21 protein-coding genes are annotated in these 20324 nt (G+C 38.6%); 4 read left to right on the top strand and 17 right to left on the bottom strand.

The features are described 5' to 3' along the window. Position 1: 1 nt before the first annotated feature. From rseP to IV80_RS00305, 10 genes are all read right to left on the bottom strand, one after another. Positions 2-1270 carry an RIP metalloprotease RseP gene (gene rseP, locus IV80_RS00350; RefSeq protein WP_057747864.1) on the bottom strand — a complete coding sequence of 423 codons (1269 nt, stop codon included), beginning with the start codon at positions 1268-1270 and terminating at the stop codon, positions 2-4. 20 nt (positions 1271-1290) lie between these two features. After that, positions 1291-2076, bottom strand: coding sequence for a phosphatidate cytidylyltransferase (locus IV80_RS00345; protein ID WP_057747861.1), 786 nt, complete (start codon positions 2074-2076; stop codon positions 1291-1293). A gap of 14 nt (positions 2077-2090) precedes the next feature. After that, positions 2091-2861, bottom strand: coding sequence for an isoprenyl transferase (locus IV80_RS00340; RefSeq protein WP_186806033.1), 771 nt, complete (start codon positions 2859-2861; stop codon positions 2091-2093). 171 nt (positions 2862-3032) lie between these two features. Then, positions 3033-3596: a ribosome recycling factor gene (gene frr / locus IV80_RS00335; RefSeq protein WP_057747858.1), complete on the bottom strand. Its 564-nt coding sequence runs from the start codon at positions 3594-3596 to the stop codon at positions 3033-3035. Position 3597: 1 nt separating this feature from the next. Further along, entirely contained in the window at positions 3598-4320 is a 723-nt protein-coding gene (gene pyrH, locus IV80_RS00330) for a UMP kinase (RefSeq protein WP_057747855.1), read from the bottom strand. 153 nt (positions 4321-4473) lie between these two features. After that, positions 4474-5352, bottom strand: a complete 879-nt coding sequence (tsf, locus tag IV80_RS00325) for a translation elongation factor Ts (protein ID WP_057747852.1) — start codon at positions 5350-5352, stop codon at positions 4474-4476. 94 nt (positions 5353-5446) lie between these two features. Beyond that, complete coding sequence (rpsB, locus tag IV80_RS00320; protein WP_057747849.1) at positions 5447-6262, bottom strand: 30S ribosomal protein S2; 816 nt, start codon at positions 6260-6262, stop codon at positions 5447-5449. A 218-nt stretch (positions 6263-6480) separates the two neighbouring features. Beyond that, entirely contained in the window at positions 6481-7476 is a 996-nt protein-coding gene (locus tag IV80_RS00315; protein ID WP_057747846.1) for a D-2-hydroxyacid dehydrogenase, read from the bottom strand. A gap of 71 nt (positions 7477-7547) precedes the next feature. Next, complete coding sequence (locus IV80_RS00310) at positions 7548-7826, bottom strand: GIY-YIG nuclease family protein (RefSeq protein ID WP_057747845.1); 279 nt, start codon at positions 7824-7826, stop codon at positions 7548-7550. Next, a complete protein-coding gene (locus tag IV80_RS00305; protein WP_057747842.1) occupies positions 7813-8568 on the bottom strand; it encodes a tRNA1(Val) (adenine(37)-N6)-methyltransferase in 756 nt (251 codons plus the stop codon). The genes IV80_RS00310 and IV80_RS00305 overlap by 14 nt, the downstream gene beginning before the upstream one ends. A gap of 86 nt (positions 8569-8654) precedes the next feature. On the opposite strand from IV80_RS00305, the gene IV80_RS00300 reads away from it, so the two are divergent. Further along, positions 8655-9278: a lysophospholipid acyltransferase family protein gene (locus IV80_RS00300; protein WP_057747839.1), complete on the top strand. Its 624-nt coding sequence runs from the start codon at positions 8655-8657 to the stop codon at positions 9276-9278. 44 nt (positions 9279-9322) lie between these two features. Here IV80_RS00300 and IV80_RS00295 read toward each other — a convergent pair whose 3' ends face one another. The 4 genes from IV80_RS00295 to IV80_RS00280 form a co-directional block, all read right to left on the bottom strand. Next, positions 9323-11080 (bottom strand): ABC transporter ATP-binding protein, encoded by a 1758-nt coding sequence (locus IV80_RS00295; RefSeq protein ID WP_057748600.1) that lies wholly within the window; start codon positions 11078-11080, stop codon positions 9323-9325. A 25-nt stretch (positions 11081-11105) separates the two neighbouring features. After that, positions 11106-12869, bottom strand: coding sequence for an ABC transporter ATP-binding protein (locus tag IV80_RS00290; protein ID WP_057747836.1), 1764 nt, complete (start codon positions 12867-12869; stop codon positions 11106-11108). Positions 12870-12977: 108 nt separating this feature from the next. Further along, on the bottom strand, positions 12978-13205 hold the full coding sequence (locus IV80_RS00285; protein WP_057747834.1) for a YneF family protein: 228 nt from the start codon (positions 13203-13205) through the stop codon (positions 12978-12980). Positions 13206-13362: 157 nt separating this feature from the next. Next, entirely contained in the window at positions 13363-13614 is a 252-nt protein-coding gene (locus IV80_RS00280; RefSeq protein ID WP_057747831.1) for a DUF896 domain-containing protein, read from the bottom strand. Positions 13615-13749: 135 nt separating this feature from the next. Between IV80_RS00280 and lexA the strand changes: the two genes are divergently transcribed. Further along, positions 13750-14379: a transcriptional repressor LexA gene (gene lexA, locus IV80_RS00275; RefSeq protein ID WP_057747828.1), complete on the top strand. Its 630-nt coding sequence runs from the start codon at positions 13750-13752 to the stop codon at positions 14377-14379. An 81-nt stretch (positions 14380-14460) separates the two neighbouring features. Here the strand turns inward: lexA and IV80_RS00270 are convergent, their stop codons facing one another. Beyond that, a complete protein-coding gene (locus IV80_RS00270) occupies positions 14461-15600 on the bottom strand; it encodes a glycerate kinase (RefSeq protein WP_057747825.1) in 1140 nt (379 codons plus the stop codon). Between the two features lie 409 nt (positions 15601-16009). Between IV80_RS00270 and IV80_RS00260 the strand changes: the two genes are divergently transcribed. Then, positions 16010-16639 (top strand): hypothetical protein, encoded by a 630-nt coding sequence (locus IV80_RS00260; protein WP_057747819.1) that lies wholly within the window; start codon positions 16010-16012, stop codon positions 16637-16639. 77 nt (positions 16640-16716) lie between these two features. Here IV80_RS00260 and IV80_RS00255 read toward each other — a convergent pair whose 3' ends face one another. Next, a complete protein-coding gene (locus IV80_RS00255) occupies positions 16717-17883 on the bottom strand; it encodes a hydroxymethylglutaryl-CoA synthase (RefSeq protein WP_057747816.1) in 1167 nt (388 codons plus the stop codon). 229 nt (positions 17884-18112) lie between these two features. Between IV80_RS00255 and IV80_RS00250 the strand changes: the two genes are divergently transcribed. Then, positions 18113-19543 (top strand): DHA2 family efflux MFS transporter permease subunit, encoded by a 1431-nt coding sequence (locus IV80_RS00250; protein WP_057747813.1) that lies wholly within the window; start codon positions 18113-18115, stop codon positions 19541-19543. 128 nt (positions 19544-19671) lie between these two features. On the opposite strand, the gene IV80_RS00240 is transcribed toward IV80_RS00250, so the two are convergent. Further along, positions 19672-20262 (bottom strand): hypothetical protein, encoded by a 591-nt coding sequence (locus IV80_RS00240; protein WP_057747807.1) that lies wholly within the window; start codon positions 20260-20262, stop codon positions 19672-19674. Positions 20263-20324 lie beyond the last annotated feature (62 nt).

Below are 20324 nucleotides of genomic sequence, written 5' to 3'. Positions count from 1 at the left end.
ATTATCTAAAAAAATACCGTTGTATATCATTCCAAGTCACGAGAATCATTAAAAGCATTAACAAACCAAAGCCAATCAAGGTTATAATCCCTTCTGTTTCAGGTTTCATTGGTTTCCTACGAATACCTTCAATGAAGTTCAACAGAATTTTGCCGCCATCCAAAGCAGGTATCGGAATTAAGTTCACAATTCCAAGATTCAGTGATAGATAAGCAAGCATGGTAAGCACTGATGTAAAGCCTAATTTAGCAGCAGCCGATGTTTGCGCATAGATGGCCACTGGTCCACCAAAATCATTGACACTCACGCCATGCGTAATCATATGGCCTAGTAATGTAAAGATCATTGCGGTTAACTTCCACGTTTCTGTAAATCCATACATGATTCGAGCACCAATATTACTGGTCAAGGCACTTTCAATTCCGATTTGGCCGATTCGGCCTTCATTGCCTTTAACAGATTTAGGTATTAACTCATACGAATGGCTTTTGCCATCTCGTTTGACAATCACTTTTGTTTTCTGATTAGGACGTTTCGAAATCGTATCTTGCAAATCCGACCACGAGTTTGTTTTTTGACCTGAAACCGATACAATACGATCATTGGTTTTTAAACCGGCCTTAGCAGCCACCGAATTTGAAATAACTGTGACCTGATTTGAATTTGTAGGAACTGCACCTTGCAAAATTCCAACTAAGGCAAACACAATTATCGCTAAAATAAAATTATTCATCGGACCGGCAAAATTTGTTAAAATTCGTTGCCATAGCTTAGCGGACTGAAACTGAACATCTTTGGGTGCAATCCTTAGCTTCGTACCATCAGATTCAATGATAGAAGCGTCATGGTCAACCTCATAGCGTTTAAGTGTTTCCTCGTCCCCATTTTCATATCCTTCAATCCACAATTCATTTTCTAAATCGCTCCCCGTCACTTCGACAGGTATGCCATTCAGAAGAGTTGCATCATGACTCGCATTGATCGTCGCCACTTTACCATTTTTTCCTGTGATTAAACTAACTGGCGTTCCGGGCTTCAGTTCTTCATCCGAATCTTCCAATCCGGCCATTCTCACGTAACCACCTATAGGCAAAATACGCAATGTATAGGTAGTTGCATTTTTGGAATACGCATAGATCTTTGGACCCATGCCGATTGAAAACTCTCGAACTAATATTCCAGATTTCTTTGCAAAGTAAAAGTGACCAAACTCATGAACAATCACCAAAATACCGAAGACAATTATGAATGTAATAATCGTTTGTATCAATGGCATACCTCACTTATTAATTAGATTAGTCCAAATAAATGAACAATAGGTAAAACGAGTAACATACTGTCAAATCTGTCAAAGATACCACCATGACCAGGTAAGATGTTTCCGGAATCTTTAACCGAAAAATGACGTTTTAAAGCTGATTCGACTAAATCACCAAATTGACCTGTAATAGAGAAGATTAGAGTGAGTACAATCATCAAAAAGAAATTATATTGGGTAGGATAAAAGGCTAAAAATATTGTTCCAATAACCGTAGCCAAAAGACTGCCTCCAATAGAACCTTCCCAAGTTTTATTTGGACTAATATGTGGTGCAAGTTTATGCTTACCTAGCCTTCTTCCGATCATATAAGCGCCGCTGTCTGTTGACCAAATGACAAACAGGATATAAAGCAACATTGGTAACCCCACATTACGTGCAGCAATGAAGTAGTTAAACCCAAATCCAATGTAAGTAACCGCAAGTGTCACCGATCCGGCATCGTCGAACGTAAACCGATTACGACTGAAAACTGTTCGAACTAATAAGGCAAGCACGCACAAGAAGAACACAAAAGTTCGATCAATTTGTGGTGGTAGCCAACTAAACCAGCTAAGCGGGGCAATCAGAGCAATCACCCCAATATCTGCCATAATAGCTTCCGGCGAAACTAAAATTAACTTCTTCATGATCAATACTTCATTAACGGCAATCAGACCAAGAACGAGGCCCGCTAACTCGATTAGCCAGTGGCCATAAATGATTACCGGGATAAAAATAATTAAAGCAATAACTGCAGTTGTCACACGTTGTTTCATTCTTCATAACTCCCTTATTTTAGTCCACCGAAACGGCGGTTTCTTTGCTGATATTGATAAATGCAGTCTTTAAGTGAAGCATCCGTAAAATCAGGCCATAACACATCTGTAAACACAAGCTCACTATAGGCGATTTGCCAAAGTAAGAAATTTGAAATACGTTCTTCTCCACTTGTTCGAATCAATAAATCGGGATCCGAGTATGGCGTTAAACTAGCTGTCATTAACTCTGAATCAACCGTAGTCTCGTCAATGTCTTCAGGACGTAACTGATCATTTGAGACCTTTTGTGCTATTTTTTGAATGGCAGTCACCAACTCAGAGCGACCACCGTAATTTAAGGCGAAATTTAAAACCATTCCTGTACATTTTTCTGTATCTTTAATGGCTTTTTTCACAGCCGCTTGCGTGTAATCCGGTAACTGATCAATATATCCCATAACATTAACACGCACATTATGTTTAATTAGGTCAGGCACAAACGTATCAAAGAAATCGCCAGGTAGATGCATCAAGAAACTCACTTCTCCTGATGGGCGTTTCCAATTTTCGGTTGAAAAGGCATATAATGTTAAGACTTTAACCCCCAAGTGACTGGCACTAATTGTGATTTTTTTTACAGTATCCATTCCTTGTCGGTGTCCCGCCACTCTTGGTAAATGTCGCTTTTGAGCCCAGCGACCATTTCCATCCATAATGATCGCAATGTGGTTAGGAATGTTTTCATCCAACTTGACTGTTTCACTACTCATTTGTGCATCAGATTTGTTCGTCTTGGAAAACACTTTATCACTCCATCTCGTATACATGCATAACATCTATTTTAGCAGAAAATTCCTAAAGTTGATATTATCGGACAAAATTTCATTGCGTTTCATAAAAAATTAAAAAACACAAACAGCACTGATGATAACTGTCAGGCTCTTTGTGTTTTTGTTTAGTTTATCGATCGTCAATTATTCAGATAAAACTTCTTTTTCTTTGTTTGCCACAATTGCATCCACTGCTTTGATTGCAGCATCTGTAACTTTTTGCGTTTGTGTCTCTAAGTCATGCAATTGGTCCTCTGTGTAAGTGTTGGCTTTTTCACCTTTTTTAAGGTCATCCATAGCATCCCGACGTACATTACGTACAGCCACTTTGGCACGTTCGCCTTCTGCCTTAACATCTTTAGCCAACTCCTTACGCCGATCCTCAGTTAGTTGTGGAATCACTAATCGAATTGCAGTCCCATCATTAGCCGGGTTAATTCCTAAATCAGACATTAAAATTGCTTGTTCCACGTTTTTTAGAGCTGACTTATCATATGGTGTGACCATAATAACACGAGCTTCCGGGATAGTAATTGAAGCCATTTGGTTAACCGGTGTTGGGGTGCCATAGTAATCTACTTTGATTCGATCCAAGAGACTAGCATTAGCACGCCCGGCACGGATATTTCCTAATTCACGTTCTAAAGCTTGTTCAGCCTTCGTCATTTTTGCTTGAGCCGTTTTGATAATTTCATTTTCTGCTGCCATACTATTTCCCCCTAACAGTTGTTCCGATGTTTTGTCCTTCAACAACCTTCTTAATATTCCCTGGTTGATTTAAATTAAAGACAACTAGCGGAATATTATTTTCCATGGACAAAGAACTTGCGGTGGTATCCATCACATTAAGTCCCTTATCAATAATATCCATATGTGTAAGTTTTTCGTATTTAACCGCTGAGGTATCTTTGTTTGGGTCAGCTGAATAAATGCCATCAACACCGTTTTTTGCCATGAGAATGGCATCTGCATTAATTTCAGCTGCTCTTAAGGCTGCCGTTGTATCTGTTGAAAAATATGGGCTACCTGTTCCAGCCGCAAAAATAACAATGCGATTTTTTTCTAAATGACGGACTGCTTTACGCCTTATGTATGGTTCAGCAATCTGACGCATTTCAATCGCTGTTTGAACTCGAGTAGGAACCCCTAGCGTTTCTAAGCTGTCTTGAAGTGCTAAGGCATTCATAACTGTCGCAAGCATCCCAATATAGTCTGCCTGCACCCGTTCCATTCCCATTTGTTCGCCAGTTTCACCACGCCACATGTTTCCACCGCCACAAACGATAGCAATTTGAACACCCATATCATGAACTTCCTTGAGTTCTTCAGCCACCGTTTTAATAACAGGCGGGTTGATTCCGGAACCTTTATCTCCCGCAAGTGCTTCGCCACTAAGCTTCATGATTACGCGTTTATATTTAACTTCTGTCATGGTGTTTCCTCCTCGTATTCTTCCGTTCTAGTTTATCATAAAACTAGTCTGAGAAACCATCTATTCGCAATTTACTCGTTCCTGATTCTATTTTATGTAGGCATAAAAAAAGACATCTTGGCTTTGCAAAATGTCTTTTTTAAAACTTTTCGGTTATTTGCCCATTTCTTTTTGAACTTCTTCAGCAAAATTATTAGATTTCTTTTCAATTCCTTCGCCAACTTCATAACGAATGAATGATTTTACCTTACCGCCCTTAGAAGCTACATATTTGGCAACAGTTTGGTCTGGATCCTTTACAAAGTCCTGGTCGTCCAAACTAATTTCTGCTAAGAATTTGTTGAGACGTCCTTCAACCATTTTATCAATGATTTTAGCTGGTTTACCCTCTTCTTCAGCTTCTTTAGTCAAAACTTCACGTTCGTGATCAAGCACTTCACTAGGGACTTGTTCACGGTTCACATATTTAGGATTGATCGCAGCCACATGCATTGCGATGTCTTTAGCAGTTGCGTCGTCTGCACCGTCTAAAACTACTAAAGTAGCAATTTTACCACCCATATGCAAATAAGCACCAAAATGTTCGTTGGCAGCCTTCTTAACAACATCGAAGCGACGTAACGTAATCTTTTCTCCAGTTACTTGAGTCGTTTCGATGATATCATCTTTAATTGTACCTTTTGTAGTTTCAAGACTTAAAGCATCATCGACACTTGCTGGGGCACTTAAAGCCAACTGTGAAGTAATCCCCTTCACTAAATCAATAAATTGATCATTTGATGCCACAAAGTCGGTTTCAGAGTTGATTTCAGCAATAGCTGCTTGATCATTATGAATTTCAACGTCGGCTAAACCTTCAGCAGCAACGCGTCCACTCTTCTTTTCAGCCTTTGCAATTCCTTTTTCGCGAAGAAAGTCAATCGCCTTATCCATGTCACCATCAGAAGCAACTAATGCTTTCTTGGCGTCCATCATACCAACACCGATCTTATCGCGTAATTCTTTAACTTGTGATGCGGAAATACTTGCCATAACCATGGCCTCCTTTTTTAATCATCATTCCATTAAAAAGGCCATCTCAATCTCAGGCCAAAAAGGTCGAGACTTACGACAGCCTAATCATTAACTATTTTGCAGAATCTGAGCCGCCTTCAACAGTTTTCTTGAGGTTTTCAAGAGAATCTGCTGAAACGTTGCTATCTGCTGCACTTTCACTAGCAGGTGCTTCGTTAGCTGCTGGTTGATCCGTATTTTGATCTTCACCTTGACGGCCTTCAATAACAGCATCAGCCATTTTTGAAGTGATCAAACGAACGGCACGAATTGCGTCGTCATTTGATGGAATAATCACATCAATTTGGTCAGGATCAGTATTTGTATCGACCATAGCAACGATCGGGATGTTCAACTTGCGAGCTTCTTTGACAGCGATTTGTTCTTTACGAGGATCAACAATAAAGATAGCATCTGGAAGGTGAGGCATATCCTCAATACCACCCAAGAACTTCTCTAACTTGTCTTTTTGCTTGTTTAAAAGAGCAACTTCCTTCTTTGGCAAACGCTCAAATGTGCCGTCTTCGTTCATCTTTTTAAGATCTTTAAGACGTTTGATACGAGTTTGGATTGTGTTCCAGTTAGTCAAAGTTCCACCTAACCAGCGATGGTTCACATAGAATTGACCAGCACGAGTTGCTTCTTCTTCGATAGCTGTTTGTGCTTGCTTCTTAGTACCAACAAATAACACAACACCATTGTCTGCTGCAATATCCTTAACAAAATTATAAGCAGAATCGATCATTTTAACGGTCTTTTGTAAATCGATAATATAGATTCCGTTCCGTTCTGTAAAGATATATGGTTTCATCTTTGGATTCCAACGACGTGTTTGGTGACCAAAATGAACACCAGCTTCGAGCAATTGCTTCATAGAAATAACTGCCATAATAAAAATACCTCCAATAGTTTTTTCCTTCCTAGTTTTCGACTGGTCTGAGAACTCATTGAGCACTGGTCAGATCATCCAACTAGGTGCGAATTTGGTTTAACACCAGCAATAAGTATACCGAAAAACTTTGCATACTGCAAGTTATTGTTTTGAATACAAAAAAAGAACTTTTACAAAATTGTCGTAAAAGCTCCTTTTTCTGAGATTTTTATTAATTAGTCAAAGCTAACTTCATTTTCAGCCTTGCCATTTTCAATAAAGCTCTTATTATTGTTCAAAGAAATTTGAACCATGTTCTTAACAGCTTTAGTCGTGTAGAAAGCAGCATGTGGTGTAATCAAAACGTTGTCACGTGCAAAAAGATTGTTGAAGACATCATCATTGATCTTTTCACCTTTATGATCAACATCAAAGATACCTACTTCATTTTCATAAGTATCAAGGCCGGCACCAGCAACTTTGCCGCTATCTAAAGCACGAATCAATGCATCTGTGTCAATAAGTGAGCCACGCGCATAATTAAGGATGTAAACACCGTCCTTCATTTTACCAAAGGCATCATCATTTAACATGTGATAGTTATCCTTTAATGCTGGTACATGTAATGTAATGACATCAGATTGCGCATAAATTTCGTCCAAAGTATCTACATAGATGCCTTCTTTTTCTAATTCAGGATTACGAAAAACATCATAGCCAATCACTTTAGCGCCAAAGCCTTTGAAAATTTGCATCGCAGCTCGGCCAATACGACCAGTACCGACAACACCAACAGTCAATTCGTTGAGTTCTTGAGCAATATCTGGAGCCCAACGGAAGTCACCTTTTGCCATTTTGTTTTCAAATCTAGGAATTCGACGTAATAAAGCCATCAAACCAGTAACAGATAATTCAGCAATTGCACTTGGTGAGTACGCAGGAACGTTCGAAACTTTAATATTATATTTCTTAACGGAATCAACCGGAACGTTATCAACCCCAACATTTCGTAAGGAGAATGCATGGATTCCAAATTCATCCATCTTCTTAAAGATGCCATCAGTATATGGTTTTTGTTGATATGCAACAACCCCATCATAACCTTTAGCTAAGTCAATGTTATCTTCAGTTAAAAGATCAGCAACAGCCTTAACTTCGACATTATTATCCTTGACCCATTCATCTAAATATGGTTTTTCATCATCGCGAATACCATAAGCAATAATTTTCATTACAAAAATTCCTCCTTAACAAATGTACTTTTAGTATAACACAACAAAAAAAGCCATTGGACACTTTCATTTCATTCTATGCAAACACCATTGGCTTTCAAGAAAGCTAGCTTTTGTTTACGTGGTTGATGTTTAAAGTGATACTCTGCACTTAAAGCGTCGTGTTTATGAGTAAATTCTTCTGAATATACCAACCGGACAGGCCGCCGACTTCTGGTGTACTTTGCGCCCTTTCCTGCATTATGGGTAGCCACCCTTTTAGCAACATCTACTGTAAAACCGCCATACAATGTGCCATCTGCACATAACAAAACATAAAAGAAAAAATGTTCCCGTTTATCTGTTGCCATATAAAAGTCCCTTTACTTCGCTAGAATATTCTGTCCCTTCATAGGTATATAAAGGATCCAAAAAGCGAATGCCATCTGGGCGGCCATCCTTAATAGCTTCTATTAGAACCATATTGGCTTCCTGATGACGTTTAGGATAAATTAACCGAATTCGCTTGGGCATTAATCGATTTTCTTTCAAAGTATTCAAAATATCCAAAAAACGGTCAGGTCGATGTACCAAATAGAGCTTGCCATTCATTTTCAGCAAGCCCGAGGCTACCTGTAATACTTGAGATAACGAAGTCTTTATTTCATGACGGGCAATTGCCAAATAAGGGTTGGGATTTTTCTTGCTGCTGACTTCATTTTTAAAATACGGCGGATTGCATAAGACATAATCAAAACTATCTTTTGAAAACTTGGTAAACGTATTGGCTAAATCAAGCTGGTGCATGTGTACTTGATTTTCCAGACCGTTCAGTAAAATGCTTCGTTTGCCCATATCAGCTAGTTTTTCTTGCAATTCAATTTGATCGATCTGCCCCTTAGTCTTTTGGCTAGCAAATAACCCGATTGCACCATTTCCTGCACAAAGATCCATAATTTTTATTTTCGCCGTGCTTTTGAACTGAGCAAAATCTGCCAGCAAAACAGCGTCTAATGAAAACGAAAAAACTTCTGGACTCTGAATAATTTTTACGTTTTGACTGTAAAGTTGATCCACACGTTCATTTTCTTTTATTTCAATTGATTCATTCATTGTTCCCACCCTAATCAACACTTGCAACAATTTTAATTTTTGGTCATACTTGAGTTAATAATTTAGCATGTTAGGAGACTTGCAAAATGGTCTATTCATTTTTAAGAGTTTTAATACGTATATTATTATACATTATTAATGGTCGTCCACATTACGTCAATCGCCAAAATCTTCCTAAAGGTTCCTACATCCTTGTGGGTCCACATCGCACTTGGTTTGATCCAATCCTTTATGCACTTGCTGCCAGCCCTAAAAAGTTTTCGTTCATGGCTAAGGAAGAACTATTTAAAAATCCCGTTATTCGTTGGATTTTGGTCCATTGTCACGCTTTTCCCGTGAACCGAACTAATCCAGGTCCTTCTGCAATAAAGACGCCAGTCAAAATCTTACGTCAGGGTGAACTGTCGACAGTTATTTTTCCATCCGGTTCAAGACATTCTCAACATTTAAAAGGGGGTGCAGTGGTAATCGCAAAGATGGCAAATGTGCCACTCATCCCTACTGTGTATCAAGGACCACTAACTTTTAAATCTCTTTTTTCGCGAAAAAGAATTACAGTGGCCTTTGGAAGACCCATTCAAATCGATCGCAAACAAAAAATGGACGAAGCCGGTCGTGATGCGCTAGACAAGCAACTACAACAAGCATTTAATCAGCTAGACCAAAAGATTAACCCTGATTTTAAATACGTTGATGTGACGAAAAAATAAAAAATCTGGTCAACACCCTTTTTTGAGTGATGACCAGATTTTTTCTAGGCATTAAAGTCAGTATTCCCTTGAAGTTCATACATGTCATAATACAAACCATGTTTTTTTAGAAGTTCATCATGGGTTCCTCGTTCAATAATTCGTCCGTGTTTCAATACAAGAATTTGGTTGGCATCCTGTATTGTGGAGAGACGATGAGCAATCACCAATGATGTTCGGCTTTGACTCATTTTTTTCAAACTTCCCTGAATCATATCTTCAGTTTCCGTATCAATATGAGCAGTGGCTTCGTCCAAAATCAAAATCTTGGGATCCCCCGCAATTGTTCTTGCAAAGGAAATCAATTGACGCTGACCACCTGAATATTCTGCACCACGTTCAATAACTTTGTTGTGGTAGCCTTGAGGCAAGTCTTCAATAAATTTATCTGCTTGAACAAATTGTGCAGCACGTCTAATATCATCGTCCGTAATTTCATCATTATACATGCGAATATTAGAAGCAATATCACCGTAGAATAAGAATGGTTCCTGTAAAACTAAACCAATCTTTTGACGTAGTTCGGCAGCAGGAAACTCCCGAATATCATGGCCATCAACCAAGATTTGCCCTGATTGAAATTCATAAAAGCGCATCAACAAGTTGATTGTGGAACTTTTACCGCTTCCCGTTGAACCCACCAAAGCCACTGTTTCGCCCGGATTAACGGTAAAATTAAGATCCTTCAAAACATCATTTTTTCCGTCATATGAAAAAGTAACGTGTTTAAACTCAATTTTGCCTTCTGTAATTTTCAAATGAGATTTAGCGTTTTGCTTCGGTTGATAGGACTTATTATCTAAAATTCGCAAAATTCTGGTACTAGCAACCAAACCATCTTGGAAAGTGGATAAATAATCCATCATGGATGACATTGGATTGTAAAAACTATTGATATAGCTCACAAAGGCATAAATCACACCAGCTGCCACAGGATTCTTAAAGGCATTAATCCCAAACAAACCTAAAGCGATTACCACACCTAGCGCATACATTAGATTGATGATTGGATTTAAAAGTAATGAATTCATTCGAATCATGGACATGCGAGCAAACAAATAATCATTATTGGTTTTTTCAAACTCTGACTCAATACGTTTTTCCTGACGAAACTGTTGAATTACGCCAATTCCAACTAACGATTCACTAATTTTAGTATTTAACTGACTCAGATTTTCCCGCATACGACGATAAACGGTAGAACTATATTTTTGATAAAACCAAATAATAAATACCAAAAAAGGCAATAACACTAGTGTCGCCCATGTGATTTTGGCATCCGTGGTAAACATGGCTACCAAAGCAGAGGCAATTCCGAAAACACCGACAATTAATGTCATAAATAAGGTCCAAAAATCCTGTAAACTCATTGTGTCATTTGTGACTCGTGAAACGATTGAGCCCGCTGGCGTTGCATCGAAGTAACTCATTCCCAGTTTATGCAGTTTTCGAAACAAAAGAATTCTCACACGCTCTAAAGTTCGTTCTGCTCCCATTGCATAGAGAAATGTCTGTGCAAATTGAAAAATTGCTTGGAAAATTGCACCCAAGAAATATAATCCAGCAAATCCAAACATCACAGACAATGGTGTCGAATTATGAACTAAATAATGATCCATATAATATTGAATCAGCCTTGGCAACAAGATATTGATAACACTCACGATTCCAGCAAAAATAATAGCAACCACAAATTGCTTCCAAAACGGCTTTGTGAAAGGCAGCATACGTTTGATAGTTTTAAACTGCTCTTTTGTTGTCATTGTGTGGGCCCAAATGGACTCTTTTTTATTCTGCACGAAGTTCACCTTCTTTTTCAATCTTGGTTTCCATTTGTTGACGGTGGAACATTTCTTTATACCAACCCGTCTCGTTCATTAACTGAGCATGTGTCCCTCGTTGAATGACGTGTCCATCATCCAAGACCAAGATTTCATCAGCGTTCATGACGCTACTTAGTCGATGGGCAGCAATGATTGTGGTTTTGTCTTTTCTTTCAGCACGTAATTCCTGTAAAATTTCGTGTTCTGTTTCACCATCTACTGCCGAAAGGGCGTCATCGAGCAACAGCACTTCTGGTTTGATGATCAGTGCCCTTGCAATGGCCAAACGTTGCCTCTGTCCGCCAGATAGCGAAACACCTTGCTCTCCGACTTCAGTATCAAACTGATCAGGCTGATCCAAAATATCTTCGTATAGATCACTTTTTTTGGCGGCTTCTTTCACCTCTTCATCTGTGGCTTCAAAGTCGCCAAATTTAATATTATTTTTGATCGTATCCGAAAACAGGAAACTCTCCTCTGGTACATATCCAAGCGATGGCAAATAAGAATTTAAAGCATAATCCTTAATGTTGATTCCGCCAACCGTAATGGCACCTTGATAATCATCAAATTCACGTAGAATCAATTTCATCAGGGTCGATTTTCCTGTACCAACTCGACCGACCAAGCCGATTGTGTTCCCAGCTAGAAGCTTAAAGTACACATTTTCTATACTTTTTTGTTCATCTCCCGGATACGTAAAGGATTTTACATCAAACTCCAAATCACCTGTCGCTCTTTTTTGAACGGCATGTTTATCATCGATGATACTTGACCTTGCATGTAGAAGTAGATTAACACGGTCATAGCTGGCATTTCCACGTTCCATAATGTTAAATAGGTTGCCGATTGCAAACATTGGCCAAATGAGCATGGTGATGTAAGAGATAAAGGAAACTAACTGTCCAATATTGATCACATTATGAACCACAAAAGAACCACCTAGAACCAATGTAATCATATAGGAAATTCCGATCAAAATGGTCGTCATGGGATTGAACAAAGCATCCAACATGTTGACTTTTCGATTAATTTTGATAGTTTGATCCACTAACTTTTCGAAGTCCTCGGTATCTTGCTTGTCTTGCCCTAAGGATTTAATCACTTTAATTCCCATGATGCTCTCCTGGGTTTTATTGTTCAAACGTGAAAAAGCCGCTTGTGATTTACGAAAGGCAATATGAATCTTTGTGCCCAAATAACCAGCACTTATCGCCAATAATGGAAATGGAATCATTGCCAGAAGGGTCAAACGCCAATCAACTAAAGTCATCATTGCGACAACCGTCGTAATCCCTGTAATAATGGAATCAGCAAATGATAAAATTCCAGAACCAGCTACCTGCTGAATTGCCTGTAAATCATTAGTGGCATGTGCCATTAAGTCTCCTGTTCGATGTTCTTGATAAAACGTCTGATCCATTTTCATGTAATGTGTGAACAAGCGACTTCGTAAGGTTTTTTCAAGTCGTGCGGCGCCACCAAAAATCCTGGCTCGCCAAATAAATCGAAAAAGGTATTGCAGGATTCCCACACTTGCTAAAATCAATAAGGAAAGAATTAACGATCTTCCTGTTAACCCACGCGTGCTTATTTCCTGAACCAAATTACCAATAATTTTTGGTGGCACAACATTTAAAATAGCAACCAACAATAAGAAAAGGACCCCAATTAAGTAATTCCATTTTTCTATTTTAAAAAACCAAGCTAATTTTCGAAAAATTGACACAATAAAATCCTCCAATATCTATTTATATGCTATCTGCCTCCGATTTTTGGCAACAAAAAAAGGACAAAAAATAATCTTTGTCCTTATCATTCATAAAATTGTTTAAAACTATTTTTGATGTTTTGCTTGGTTTTGCATCGAGTTCATCATTTGATGTAACTTCTTCTGCGATGGTTTTTGTCCCATTTGCAACATCATAGTCCGCAACATTTCTTCATTGATCGGAGGATTATTTTTAAGATAACTTTCCATATATTTGCGAGCAGCGAAAAAGCCACCTACTGCTCCAATTAATAATGCAATGATCACGATTAAAATCCAAATTCCTGTTGACAAAGTCCTAACCTCCTAACAAATATGTATACCATACAATAGTACACAAAAAAACCATAAAATAAAAGAGGCAGTCATGAATTATTTCTCGTACCTCTTATTCTAACATTAATTTTACATAAGAAAAGATTAAAGCGCAATTATAAATTGCAAAAATTCCTCAATCATCCCGCAACCCTTTTTTTCGTTGCACTTTTTTTACTTTTTCTGGCGTAACTTCCTTGCCATTTTTATCAAAAACACGCATCATCTCTACCTGGCTCTTAAAGCCCTCACGAAATCGTTTTAGATAACGTTGTCGCAAATCCTTACGTTCTATGATTTCTAGGTCAGTCAAACCTTCATTTTTTGCCTTGTGTGCTAACTCATTAATGCGTTTAATCAGCTTTTGAAATTCTTCGTCTGATGCCATATAATCCCCTCCGATATCTTTAAGTATGATTCTACACTGTTGACAAAACTTTTTCAAAAATATAAACCGAACATTTGTTTGAATCCTGAAATAGCCTATGTTAAAATAAAAACAAGAAAATGCGAGGTGCTCTACATGTCAAAAACATCTGAAAGCAAACAAGTCGCCGTATTGAGATACATATATGATAAAGTTAATGAAAAAGGATATCCGCCAACGGTTCGTGAAATTGGGGAAGCCGTTTCATTGTCCTCTACTTCAACAGTTCATGGCCATATTGAACGGTTACAGAAAAAGGGCCTCTTGCAAAAGGATCCCACTAAACCCAGAGCCCTTGAAATAACGCCTTTAGGTCTCGAAGAATTAGGGGTCAGCCCGACTCCTCATAAAATTCCGGTATTGGGTACCGTTACTGCCGGCGCACCAATCTTGGCTGTAGAGGATGCCACCGATTTTTTCCCGCTACCTCCCGAATTTGAACACGAAGATGGTGAATTGTTTATGTTAACAATTCGTGGTGAGAGTATGATTCAAGCAGGCATCCTGAATGGTGACCAAGTGATCGTCCGTAAACAAACTTCAGCAGACAACGGTGACATTGTCATCGCCATGACAGACGAAAATGAGGCAACTTGCAAGCGATTCTATAAAGAAACTGATCACATTCGCTTGCAGCCTGAGAATGACACCATGGCACCCATTATTCTTGATAATGTGACAATTCTTGGCCGCGTAGTTGGCCTATACCGCGATCAAATTTATTAGCATTGCAGAGACGGTATTCAAAGTGTTTTTAAGGTAATTCTAAGATGCCTTCTATACATTTATAAGCTAAGTCGGAGAAAACTAGTTTTCTCCGACTTTTTTTATTAAATACTTACCAAGCCAGTTTCCTGTCCGTTTAATATTTTCAGATCCATAGTCAGGTTTTTTCTGGTTTATTGCAGCAAGGTCATTGATATTTTTAATCATTTCAATATTAGATGGTAAATTTCCTAAATCCGATGCAATTTTACCTGCTAAAATAATGACACGACACCTTGGATTCGCTGTGAGGCAGGCTTGTGCAATTCCAAATGGTACTTTTCCAGATTTAGATTGCGCATCAAAGGAACCTTCACCAGTGATCACGTAATCCGCACTTTGGCAGAGTTTTGAAAAGTGCATGAATTCAAGAATGGTCTGAATGCCAGATTGCAACTTAGCATGCAAAAAGGCTTTCAACCCATAACTCAAACCACCCGCACCTCCTGTCCCCCAATCACCAGCATAATCTATGCCAAATGTTTGCGAAACAACTTCCGTTAAGTGCGTTAAATTGCCTTCCATTTTTTGGATCATTGAGGGGGTAGCTCCCTTTTGTGGACCAAAAACCCTTGAAGCCCCATTTTGGCCAAGCAAAGGATTGGCTACATCATTTAATACCACGATTTCTGGCATATGAAGCGTCTTTTGTGGCTGTTGAATTTGCGCAAGCTCAGATAAACCAGTGTTTCCACGAATAATTGAGTTTCCTTGGTCATTTAAAAATTGAAATCCCAGCGCTTGCAAGGCACCCACACCAGCATCATTCGTAGCGCTACCTCCTACGCCAAGATACACTCTTTGTGGCGAATACCTTAGACAGGCCTTTAACAGTTGGCCCGTTCCGTACGAAGAAGTCTTTAAAGGATTCAATTGTTGCTCACTAAGATGCTCAATGCCGCTCGCAGATGCCATATCAAGCATCGCGATTTTATGATCTTTGGAAATACCAAACTGGGCGCGTATCGGTTTGCCTAACGCATTTTCGACTTGGGTCTCAACTAGCTTACCACCAATGTGTGCCAACAAAACTGACATGGTTCCTTCACCACCATCAGCCATTGGTAAACCAACACAATCAAGCTCGGGCCGCCCTTCTTTTATACCAGCAATGATTTGCTTTGTCGCCAATTTAGCCGACATGCTATTTTTAAAAGAATCTGGAGCTACAATAATTTTCATTTCAAAACCTTCATTATTTAGATTGAATCATGTTTGGAGTTCACACGAATAAGTTCCACCCTGACACAATTTTTAGTTTCTACAACTGTATTATACTGGATTAAAGAAGCTTTGTAACGGTCTTGATAGTTGAATTGTAGGATCTCAACGACCAGCTTACTACTCAAAATATTTATGACACGTCCCAAAAAGGGATAATCTAAATCATCACATTGTTTACATTTTACCAACATCCCGATTTTAAATTTAGACAGCATTTTAATCGCCACCATTTATTAGTATACTCATATGATAACAATTAGATTATACAGACACCATAAAAACGCTTATACTTCCTTTACCTTTTTCAATTGTGCTTTACACTATTTTGCGTGATAATGTAAGAAAAAGACGACCGAGGAGATTAATTATGTTATTTTTGTTCATTATGGCAATTTTTGCACTAGTTTTATCCATTCTAAGATTGACAATGGTTATTCAAAATGGTGAGCGATTGACGTCACCCATTCTTTTTATTATTGTTTGTTTAGCTTTAATTATATACAGTGGCTTGAACTTACCATTTTGGAATCATTCCGATCGTCAGGCACAAACATCATCGGCTACGCAAACCACGCCTAAATCGTCTAAAGATTTCGCCAAATCTTTTAATAACGCCAATAACAATGCTTTTCCGGATGCTACTACCAAGCAAAAGAAAGCTGCTCAATCAGTTAAAGAAAATAGCATTCTTGATTCACTCAAGAAGAATTATACAGGTACCGGATCAGTTAGCTTTGGAAAATCCCAAAAAACTTATTACGTTCACCCCACAAATTCAAAATTTGTGTCATCACTAAAATCTTTAATCAAAACCCCAGCCAATGCTAAACAAGCAAATTTTGATCAGGTAGTCACTAATTTTAAAAAGCTATCCTTATCGCTGAAAAAGAATTTAGGAAGTGGTTATTCAGTCTCTCTAATGAGTCCTAATGATGCCAGCAAACCAATCTTAACGGCCAAGGATGGGCAAATCACCTATAATTATTTTGCTCAATAAGATTCTAAAAAGACACCTCTTTCACACTGTCAGTACTTGTGAGAGAGGTGTCTTTCTGTTTTTCGTTTGTCTTAAGCTTACTTTTGGTGGTATACCCTTTGTTGTTGTTGTTGGCCAGCCAAGTAAAATTTGGCTGAATCCTCTCGATAATTTGTCTCGAAATCTTCGGCTTGCAATGGCATTTGCGAGTTAAACATTGCTTCGTATTCAGTGACGGTTACTTCGACACGATTTCTCAACAAGTTTTGCATGTGGTCAGCATGTAAGGCTTTTTTGTAATCAGTTTGTAACGTCCCAACGAAGAATTCACCTTCTGCACCTGATCCGTAACTAAACAAGCCGATTTTATCACCGGAATTTAGGTCATCAGCATTAACCAGAAGCGAGAATAAGCTTAGGTAAAGTGAACCGGTATATAGATTACCTACTTGTCGATTAAACACACGCGATGCTTCAAAATTTTTCATCAATTGGTTAGCGTGTGACTCACTAGTTTCATTTAAGATTGACTTTAAAGCCTTCAGCCCCATTTTTGTATAAGGCAAGTGAAAAACTAGTGCTGACAAGTCGGATAATTCTGTATTCGTATGTTGTTGATACATCGTGAGAGTACGTTTAAAAAAATCGATATATTGTGCAGAAGAATACTTACCATCCACCAAAGCCTCTGTAGCGTATAAGGGGCGCCAAAAATCCATAATGTCAGCAACATAGTGTGCAGATTCAGCTTCAATGGCCAAAATTCTTGGGTCTGCACTGATTGTCACAGCCATCGCACCGCCACCTTGTGTAGGTTCTCCAGCACTATGCAACCCATAACGTGCAATGTCCGCACCGACAACCAAAACCTGCTTGTCTGGATGCGCAAGCACATGGTCCTTAGCTAATTGAATTCCCGCCGTCATGGCATAACATGCCTGCTTTAATTCCACACTTTGAACGTCATTAGGCAAATCTAAAAGATGCTGTAAATAAATGGCACCTGATTTAGAGTTGTCAATGCCGGATTCTGTCCCAAATAAAATGAGATCAATTTTGTCACGATTAGCTTCGCTTAAAATTGTATCAGCCGCATTGGCAGCCATTGTTACCGCATCTTGTGAGTTAGGAATGACAGCTTGTTTACTTTGACCGATACCTATCAAATATTTATTTGGATCTTCATTCCTTGCCTGCGCCAGATTTGCCATATCCACATACCATTTTGGGGTGTAGAAACCTATCTGATCAATTCCAACTTTCACGGTAAAATTCCTCCAATTTCAAACTTTCAAATACGCTGTTTGTATTCTAGCATATTTCCACTTACCACCCAACTCATAGATGCCATCATTGTGGTAAGCTTAATCAATTTTTCTTTTTTCATGAAAAACGACTTTATTTTCATTTTATTTCACAAAAAACTTACGAGATAAAAAAATTTATGCTAATGTAATCAATTGTCTGATAAAAAATGTAAAGGAGTTTTTAATTATGTCGGAAAGTTCAGTAAATAAAACAACAGCACCACAAGCTGCTGTACCAGTTGAGCACCCCATGCTAGCCATGATGGGAATGCTCATTGGTGGATTTGTTGGCATGTTAAGTGAAACTTCACTTAATATTGCTTTACCAAGCCTGATGGTTAAGTTAAACGTCAGTGTCGGTACCATTCAATGGTTAGTAACAGGCTATATGTTGATCATTGGAATTGTCCTTCCACTTTCCAGTTTGCTTACTAAATGGTTTTCAACACGTCAATTAATTATTTTTGGATTATTTGATTTTATTGTTGGTGCCATTATTTCTGCTCTTGCACCAAATTTTGCTATTTTATTAATTGGCCGTATGATTCAAGGCATTGCAACTGGGTTAGTTTTACCGTTAATGTTTACCGTTGCAACTCTAATTTTTCCGCCTTACAAATTAGGAACTGCGATGGGACTTATTGGGTTAGTTATTATGTTTGCTCCCGCAATTGGTCCGACACTCTCTGGTATTGTTTTAGGTGTTTTATCTTGGCGTTGGATTTTTTGGCTTTTCGTGCCGTTCTTAGCTGTAGGTGCATTCTTTGCCATTAAGTACTTGCCCAATGTCAACAAACTCACCAAGCCAAAAATCGATATTTTTTCGATCTTGCTTTCAACAATTGGTTTTGGTGGCTTAGTCACAGCAGTAAGTATGGCAAGTAATTATGGCTGGGGTTCTGCCGTTGTCTTGACCATCTTGGTCGTTTCCCTATTAGTTCTTGCAGCTTATATTTATCGACAATTACATGTTGATGCACCAATTTTGAATTTTCGCGTTTTTGAACGTCCAAACTTTAGAATCGGTGCCGTATTGGTCATGTTGGACTTCGAAATCATCCTATCATCTATGTATCTTTTACCAATGTTTTGGCAAAACGGACTGGCAATTGCTGTCGCCTTAACCGGAGTGGTGATGCTTCCTGGTGGTGTCGTTAATGCTTTATTTTCAGCAATTTCCGGAAGAATCTATGATCGTTTTGGAGCTCGTTTGTTAGCAGTGTTAGGTTTCTTGATTGTTATCATCGGCGTGGTGATGCTGTTATTCACGACTTCACATTCAGCAGTTTGGTACGTCATTTTAGCTCATATTGTTATTATGATTGGTGCGCCTCTGGCAATGTCACCAACTCAGACTTTCGGACTGAACGCTTTGGACGCTCATACAGCTGGCGATGGTAGTACCATAATGAATACTTTCCAGCAAATCATTGGTGCAATTTCAACAGCGGTTGCCACTAGCCTCCTTGGGCTTGGTCAGCACGCATCATCTGCTCCTTTAAATTCACAAGATGCTTTCACAAACGGGGTTCATTTTGGTCTTTACTTCCCATTAATTTTGGCTATTATTGCATTTTTGATTTCATTTGCTATTAATGATAAATCTGAAAGTAAATAAGTCTTTTAATTGTGATTTTTATAATTTCAATCGTAAAAAGATGCTTATTCAAAAAGTGAATAAGCATCTTTTTTATGTCAAAAATTAGATTAGTTTGTTTCAACTCTAAAATATCGAACTTACTAGCCTTACTCTCCCCAAATTGCCCCAACATTTCCTATAAATTCTGGATAACCTAATTTTTCGGCCTCTTTGGGGTAAGTAAACCGATATTTTTGGGTGACGTCCATAACCGAACTTTTAGCAAGGCGCTCCTGGAGTTTAAACGGATCTTCAATTTTAAGTTCAGTAGTTTTTAAAAACTTAAACAACGATGGTGCAGCTTTAAGACCAGGATTAACAAAAACAATCGTTTCTTGCGTCGTAAAAATGGTAATCAAAAGTGAGGTGGCAAAATTGGCACCCGCCATTCCCAAAATGGGTGCTAGCTGAATGGCTTCACTCATTTGATAGGACAACTGTCGCAAATTATCACCGTTACTGTTGTAAATACGGATTCGATCACTATCGAACGAAACCACGGCGGTTGAAATGGTTTTAACACCCGCAAAAATAGCACGTCCCATCACGTTGTCAATCTTTCTTCCAGATTGCGGAAATAATTGCCCATCAACTCGGATGATACTGCGGATGATGTAAGAACTTAGAAAGTGGTCTGGTAAATTGCTACGTAGTGGCCCAGCTTCATAGTACACGACGTCTTTTGGTATTTGATGCATATGCATTCCTCCTCCAAAATTAACTTACAAGCTCTATTGTAGATTTGATTTTAGAAGAAAGC

The organism is Pediococcus cellicola, assembly GCF_001438655.1.
Classification (GTDB): domain Bacteria; phylum Bacillota; class Bacilli; order Lactobacillales; family Lactobacillaceae; genus Pediococcus; species Pediococcus cellicola.
This window is presented reverse-complemented; position numbering and strand designations above follow the sequence as displayed.